Source organism: Spiroplasma sp. hy2 (assembly GCF_044714365.1).
Classification (GTDB): domain Bacteria; phylum Bacillota_I; class Bacilli_A; order Mycoplasmatales; family Mycoplasmataceae; genus Spiroplasma; species Spiroplasma phoeniceum.
In genome coordinates this window covers 1-1,631 of sequence record NZ_RXFZ02000200.1, presented here as the reverse complement: position 1 = coordinate 1,631, position 1,631 = coordinate 1, and the positions used below count along the sequence as shown (strand labels likewise).

Genomic DNA, 1,631 nt, shown 5'->3' with positions numbered 1-1,631 from the left:
AWAANTTAAACAACAAAAAATATGTGATGTTAATGATTGTTATAAAGCAATATCATTTATTACTGAAAAATTTTTATCAAATAAAGTTTTATGAACTTGTGAAAAGCACAAAGATTTATTAAATCAAACTAAAAATTGAAAACAAAAGCAGTTTTATCAGAAACTTGAAAATTCAAAAATTATCTTTGATTGAGAAACTGGTTTGTTAAAACTTAAATTTTATAAAACAACTTAATGTAGTGTGGAACAGTTATTTGTTAATAACTAAGTACTAAATGAATTGTTTATAATTCATTTTCCACAAGCCGGCCGAGGCAAGTACTGAAATAGTGTATGAGGAAAAATGTAAATCGGCGTTGGTTGTAAGAACAATTAAACGATAGTGGTGATAAGTGCAAGGTCAACATCAAACCACAATAAATATTGAGATGGTCACTTTATAAATAAATTTGCGTATAGCATTAGGCTCTTCAAGGTGCAAGTGAATTTATTTTAAAAACTGAACGCTTTGACCTGAAATGGTGCGGATGAAGAGGTGTATATACACGGCGTAACAAATTTACAAACAACTACAAAATGTAGAACATTGTAGTACTTTGTAGTTAATTGTAAATTCTAATCGCCACCGCTCACCCCCAGTGAAGCGGATGGCGTAATAAATAAATAGATAAATACTTATATAACTAACTCTCGCTTTGGCACTTTCACTTGGGAGTGAGTGCCAGCGAGTTAAAAAGGAGAATTAAAAAATGACAGAATATAAAAGTAAATATATTAATAAAACTTGAAATGAAATAACAACATCATTTGATTGAGTTAATTGTCAACCTGTTAATTGTAGTATTAAACATCATAAAAATCATTATGATTTGCAATGTTTAGAATGAGCAAAAATGTACTTAAATTTATTTGAAAATAAATGAGATGTTATTAATTCATATATGCAACATTACAAAATTAACGATATTTTAGATTTAGCATCAGATGGATGAAAAATATTACAAATTGATAAAAAAATTAAAGGAATAATTTAGGAGTTTTATATGAAAAAGTTAAATAAAATTTGCATTAAACAAAAATATTGAGGATATTGCTCAAAATGCAATCAAGAAAATAAATTACAAGAATTAATACTACGTGCTTATCCCGTTTCATTTGAAGATATGACTGAGGAACATTGAGCATTAGGTAAACAGAATTAGGAGGAATAAAAAATGAATAAAAGATACTTATTAGTAATTAAAAATAAATATAGCATTGATACTTTATCATTTTATACATTTGAAGAAGCAAAAATTACTGCTGAAAATTTAAGTTATTGTAAAACAACAATTATTGATTTAGAAGATAAAAAAATTAAATGACAAGGATGTGAATAATATGTGAAAAGATGAAAATGGTTCTGTTTATACAGAAGAAGATTTATTTAATTTAGCATTAGAAGAATGTCATTCAGAAGACAGTGCTTATGACTATATTGATAATTTAATTAATGAAATGGAATTAGAGGAAATTTAATTATGTCAGATTTAAAGTTAAATAATGAAGTTAAAAATATTACTTATCCATTTTATTTAAAAGGAAATGATTTTAAAGAATTAAGTTTAAAAGCATTAACAATTAAAAAATGA

At 25.4% G+C, this 1,631-nt stretch carries 4 protein-coding genes; all 4 read left to right on the top strand.

What is annotated here, in order from left to right; all coding sequences use genetic code 4:
* Nucleotides 1–749: 749 nt before the first annotated feature.
* From EHV01_RS05370 to EHV01_RS05355, 4 genes are read left to right on the top strand one after another with little or no spacing between them, the layout of a single operon-like run.
* Nucleotides 750–1,034 (top strand): hypothetical protein, encoded by a 285-nt coding sequence (locus tag EHV01_RS05370; RefSeq protein WP_422066557.1) that lies wholly within the window; start codon nucleotides 750–752, stop codon nucleotides 1,032–1,034.
* A gap of 9 nt (nucleotides 1,035–1,043) precedes the next feature.
* Nucleotides 1,044–1,202, top strand: coding sequence for a hypothetical protein (locus EHV01_RS05365; protein WP_422066556.1), 159 nt, complete (start codon nucleotides 1,044–1,046; stop codon nucleotides 1,200–1,202).
* A 12-nt stretch (nucleotides 1,203–1,214) separates the two neighbouring features.
* A complete protein-coding gene (locus EHV01_RS05360) occupies nucleotides 1,215–1,379 on the top strand; it encodes a hypothetical protein (RefSeq protein ID WP_158676101.1) in 165 nt (54 codons plus the stop codon).
* A gap of 1 nt (nucleotide 1,380) precedes the next feature.
* The gene (locus EHV01_RS05355) at nucleotides 1,381–1,518 is read left to right on the top strand and encodes a hypothetical protein (protein ID WP_158676100.1); all 138 of its coding nucleotides are present in this window, start codon (nucleotides 1,381–1,383) and stop codon (nucleotides 1,516–1,518) included.
* Nucleotides 1,519–1,631: the final 113 nt, after the last annotated feature.